Here is a 5,407-nt window from a genome sequence, read left to right on the forward strand (position 1 = left end):
ATACCAGGAAGCAAAAACCAAGGTCGCAGCTGAGCGCGCCTACATCCAAAGTCAAGCAAATGAGTTTAATTAATTCCATTTCCCAGATCCGCGCCGTTATCGGGGAAGCCATACGAAAAGAAGGGACTTTCGAAATACTCAAGCCGTCCCTGGTGGACGTCGAAGAAAACCTGATCCCTTCCCTGATCGGCAGCGCCCAGCTGGCCGAAGTGGCCGGCGCGGTCGACGGAAAAAAGGCCGCATTGAAAAAGCTGATCGAGGCTGCGATCGTCTGGAACGGGTACGCCGAAGGCTGGTACTCGGGATTCTATGAATTTTCGGCAACCGGTGTAAAAAAGCAGGATCTAAAAGATACTACCTCGCTTTTCCGCTACCAGGAAGAAGCAGTCCGTAAAGACATCCTGCAAAAGGCCGACAAATCGATTGAAACCTTGATGCTATATCTGGAAGCAAACCTGGCCGATTTCCCATTATACAAGGGATCGCCAGAGTTTGCCCAGAACTTCGCTTACCTGATCAGTACGCCCACTGCCTTGCAGCGCGCACTGCCAGAAATTGCAAAAAGCTTCCGGATGTACAACGTCCTGCGCGCATACATGCCACGCGTAGAGAAAAAAACAGTCAGGTCCGCTACTGGCCAGGCGCTCTTCGATGTGCTGAAAGAAAAGATCCGCCAGGCTGATCAGCTGGATTCGTACTACCTGGAGCTATTGGAGTTGTGCCAGGATTATGCGGCAGCCGCGACGCTGTTGGAAGCATTGCCCTGGATTTCTGTACAGTTTTCGCCTTCCGGGATCCGGATCCTTTCAGTTTTTAATAATCTGCAGGACGAGAAACCTATCTCGGATCCACAAATCGCATGGCTGAAAGGGATCTTGTTGCAGCGGGTCGATCAGACCAAAACCGACCTGCGTATGTACCTAAACGGTACCGCAAGTGCAACGGTGTTTCCCGAGTACTTCAATTCGGAACTGTACCGGACTCCTGATAGCAGGGTTTGGAGCATGCCGGACAATTGCAACCGTAAACATTTCAGGCTATGAAAACGGTTTTCGTCGAAGAATTGCGGGCAAAATGTCAGCTGGCCGATTGTTACCAGGATCTGCGCGGGAAAGATGTAATCGGCATAGTTCGCCAGGTGTACCAGAACCCGAAAAGCGCGGCCGCAAAGATCCAACTTCTCAGAAAGCTTTTTGATTGCCCGGAAAATGTCTGGCAGCTGCTCATGCAAGAGCAAAACCATGATCAGCTCTGGCGCCTTTTGCAAACCATGGACTGGATACTAAAAGGAACGGACTTTCGGCCGGTCGGATCCGTGAAAATTCGCGGGCGCCGGCTGCTGCTTCCGGATGAGAATTTACACCAGGTCAAGACAGCGGAATTCGTTGTGGCTACTGCGCATTTGATTGCCTTCTATTCTGCCAAATCGGAAGCTGCTGCCTTGGATGGGCTGTGCAAGTTCATGGCCACGATCGCGCGGCCGAAGCCTGATGTGATCCAGCGGATCCGCCAGGTTGAGCCCGGCCAGGATTCAAGGGAAGAATATAACTCGACTCGCTGCGAGCTGCGCGCCAGTATATTCGAAAAGGTTGATATCGTGACTATGATCATGACAGCCCAATGGTTTAACAATGCAGCCAATAAACTGCTGACCATCTACGGTATGGGGGGCGGTGGCGATCCGGATGCAGCACCAATCAGCCAGGGAATATTCGTGCAGGATTGGGAGCGGCAGATTGTCCGCGTAGCTGAAAGCCATGTTTTTGGCAATTACGACCAAGTCATGGGCCGGCCGCTTCCGGACGTGCTTGCATACATCGAATTGAAAAATGACGAGCTGCGACGAAAAGCTGCGGCTTCCAGAAAATGATTTTTAACCCTGTAAAGCAAATACAATGAAACGTTTTTTGAGTTTGTTTACCGCGCTATTGGCCTTCCAGCTGTCGGCTACTGCGCAATTTGAAATTAAGGTTACACTTCCCGACAGTATTGTCGGTAAAGTGTACATGCAGAATTACGTCAGGCAAGCTATTAAGGATCTTAACCTCAAACCTTCGGATCCGGTTGTTATCGTGCCGGCAAAAAAGAAGTGTGATGACGGGCCGGTGATTAAGAAGCTGACCAGTGTCACAGCGACTAGCCTGAACCTTCAATTTCATGGCAATGGCGTGGATACTGCGCTGATCCAGATCCATTCAGCTGCTGGTTTCTTACAGTACTCGCAAAAAATTGCGCCGTCTTCCAGCGTAATTACGGTAAGCTATCCCGCGCTTTCCGATGGTATTTACCGGATTACAATGGCCGGTGTCAGCTGTGTTTCTGATATCAGCGATGCGACTTTTCCAATTACTCAGAAGCCTGCTGATGAAGTCAAGCCGACACCTGTTCCAAATGTCGAATCAAAGACGATCGGCGCTTATAAAACCAAAGTAGGCGGCAGGACTTACACCTACAACAAGACACCCAGGCTAGCGCTGCAATTCAATGCAGACGGCACAATTTCGGATATTACGCCCGGGCTGAATAAAGCGGAGCAGATAGACAAGCTTGACGGCCGAAATGTCTTCTACGCGATCGGGTACGGTATCCTGCGCAACTCTGACGGATCATACCAGGACCTGCAAAATCTGTATCTGCCAGATGGGATCTACACGATCCGGCAATTTGTTTGTGATCCGGGCAAATTCGGCAGTATCGAAGCTTTTGAAAGGCAATTCAATGGCTGGGGGGAAAATGCTGTCAATATCAACAATGCCCAGCTTTCAGAGATATTTCTATCGATCAGCTCTGATACAAAGCAGGGCAGTAATGTGGTTCCAAGCTGGCTTGTGGTATCGCGCAAGTTGAATTTTCCTGCTGTACTCCCCGCAATCGACTGGGCGCCTTACAACAAAACTTTCTCGACCGGATACATCAATCGGGGGGATGCTCAGACAGTTTACCAGCGTGTCGGGATCCAGCCTTATATTGATCTGGGCAATCCTGCCGGCCAGCCGAACACCTGGCACACAATCAAAGCCGGCATGGAAGGTAAAGTGCCAGACGAGTACCTGTATGGCGTCGGCCGGCACTTTGCCGAGCGCATGGGGACCGATAAACGGTCTGTTATCACCAGCGAGCTCGGCGAAAATGCGCAAGGCCAGGACAGCGACATTTACGGCCGCGTGCAGCTGACATACAAAGCCGCGATGGATTTGTACCGTGAAAAAGGCGTCGAGTCAAACCCGCTTTACACTGGCCTTTTCGGCGATTATGGCAGCGATGATTTTAGCGGGTTTTTCACCGAAGGCATGCTGAACTATTCGAGAAGTACCTACGAAAAAAGCTTAACAAGCAAGCTGTTCAAAGGGTACGGAGCCCAGTCTAATAGTGACTTTGATTTTGGCCAAAATGACCACGAGTTTTACACGCGTGACCACATTGGCGTCCGGAACCTAAATGCGAAATATTATTTCTGGAACAAGGCCTATCAGTTGCCTTATGAATTTTTGTACCTGAACGAGAAAACCAAGCTGGGCACCAAAACATGGCAAGGGCGGGACCGTGAAAGGAAAGTCAGCATTTTCACCATGTGCAAGGTGGAAAGCTTCGTTTCCGATCAAAAAACCGGTCACAAAATTGGCGTCGAGCAAAGCCGGACAGGTGAGATTATACCTTTTACCGGCGGTGAGATCCTGACCAGAATGAACAGCCAGCCGCCGGCGCCCTGGGATGAGCTTTTTACGGCCGGCTACTGGTCGATGCTGCTTACAGGTGGGATCCAGATTTGGGACGCGCCAGGCTCAGCCTTTGGCCAGGATACCACGCAGATCCATTGGTGGAGTGATCAAAGTATCCAGTGGCGCCCAGCCGGTGGAGATTGGCAGCCGTACAGCCCGGGGCAAAATGGCGCTCCTCAAAATAGCGGATTTGGTTTGATACATAGCCTGTACGCCAGTCCGATCGATGCAGCTGCTGCCGGCATGGAAGCCGTTTGGAATATCCGTGACCGGATCCAGAAATTGTCTCATGCTTCTTACTCTTCCAGCCGCGGATCCTTTAAGGCCAAACCTGGCACAGCTGGGTTAACGCTAAATGGAGGTTCTAATCCGATTAACCTGAACCTGTTTATAGTTCGCGACGCGGCGGACGAGAAAAAGGGGCTGGCCATAGTTGGCGAAGGGCCTGCCGGATCAGTGGCGATCTACTATAACGGCTTTTTGTCCGCACACGAATACGAAGACAATGTCACCATCAAGCATAATGGCAAGGAAATAAACTTAGGCAGGGTCTACGGCCGGCAGACTGTTTCCAAAAACTTCTAATCTGCGCTGATGAAATCCAAGTCCATATTTAAATACATCCTTTGGCTTGCTGCTATCCTGGTTATAATCGGGGTAGCAGCTGGTACCTGCGCATTCTATTACCATTGGATCCGGCCACGGCCTGCACAACAGTCCGAAGCGCAGATCCGGGATAGCATACGGTACTTCAACGAGCGCAAAATAATGCACAGCGATTCAGCCCACATTTTCAACTATGAGTATGAACAAGCAACAAAAAAGAGCGGCTCGCTGGATCTACTGGATCCTGCTGGCCGTGATAGTGCCCGGGCGAAGTATCGCGCAGATTGGGAGCGACAAAACGGATATCGATAGGCGGTTTTTTCAGGCAATGCAAGACAGCGCTATGAAATTTGAACTACTCAAGCCGCGCATGTTCTTCCTTCAAAAAACGAATGAGCAGCTAGTGAAAGAGAACCTGGCCAGCAAAAACGAGCAGCGTTTTTTGTCCTTTCAGCACCAGGCACAGATCCAGAAATTTGAATCACAGCTGGCCGATCAGCCCAAAAAGAAAAGAAGGTGGCTCTTTGTCGGATTTGTCGGCGGGATGATCATCGGGGCAATCATCCAAAAATAACCACTAATGGAAGAAATTTTGAAGCGCTTAGGCGTACCGATCGAATCCTGGATCATTTCCATGTTCGCGGCTGTGCTAATTGTCATTTACAGGGTGTTCGAGCCCGAAGAACCGATCAGTCGCCGGAAAACGATCCGGATCGTGATCATGGGGCTCACAAGCGCATTGCTGGTTCCGGGTCTAGTGGTTTACTGGATGAAAGTGGAAAATGCATGTCTGGCAGCTGTCATCACGGGCCTTTCGGTGTATGGTTTTGAACCGATACTGGAAAAGTGTAAAACCTATCTAATCACTAAAATTGACAAACAGGGAAATGGAACCAATTGAATGGGTGGGTCACATCACCATCATCCTGCTATCCGCCTTTATTGGCGTGCTCACGCTGCGGGCGCATGTCGAAATTCGTAAATGCAGTAAATCCCTTCTCCAGACTCAGTTCAGTACCGTCGGCATTAGCACGACGGGCCGCATCGTATACCGCTGGCTTTTGATCCTGGTCGGGGTCAGC

Annotated in this window: 6 protein-coding genes; all 6 read left to right on the forward strand. The window is 50.5% G+C overall.

The features are described 5' to 3' along the window. Positions 1–1,043 (forward strand): DUF6712 family protein (locus tag ACTIE6_RS16560; RefSeq protein ID WP_439557700.1); only part of this gene is annotated, 1,043 nt, incomplete at its 5' end. Beyond that, positions 1,040–1,870 carry a hypothetical protein gene (locus ACTIE6_RS16565; protein ID WP_439557701.1) on the forward strand — a complete coding sequence of 277 codons (831 nt, stop codon included), beginning with the start codon at positions 1,040–1,042 and terminating at the stop codon, positions 1,868–1,870. The genes ACTIE6_RS16560 and ACTIE6_RS16565, both read left to right, overlap by 4 nt. A 25-nt stretch (positions 1,871–1,895) precedes the next feature. Further along, on the forward strand, positions 1,896–4,304 hold the full coding sequence (locus ACTIE6_RS16570) for a hypothetical protein (protein WP_439557702.1): 2,409 nt from the start codon (positions 1,896–1,898) through the stop codon (positions 4,302–4,304). Between the two features lie 220 nt (positions 4,305–4,524). Next, positions 4,525–4,899, forward strand: coding sequence for a hypothetical protein (locus tag ACTIE6_RS16575; RefSeq protein WP_439557703.1), 375 nt, complete (start codon positions 4,525–4,527; stop codon positions 4,897–4,899). A gap of 6 nt (positions 4,900–4,905) precedes the next feature. After that, on the forward strand, positions 4,906–5,226 hold the full coding sequence (locus tag ACTIE6_RS16580; protein ID WP_439557704.1) for a hypothetical protein: 321 nt from the start codon (positions 4,906–4,908) through the stop codon (positions 5,224–5,226). Then, on the forward strand, positions 5,213–5,407 hold a 195-nt coding region (locus ACTIE6_RS16585), incomplete at its 3' end, for a hypothetical protein (RefSeq protein ID WP_439557705.1). The genes ACTIE6_RS16580 and ACTIE6_RS16585, both read left to right, overlap by 14 nt.

The organism is Dyadobacter sp., assembly GCF_051859145.1.
Classification (GTDB): domain Bacteria; phylum Bacteroidota; class Bacteroidia; order Cytophagales; family Spirosomataceae; genus Dyadobacter.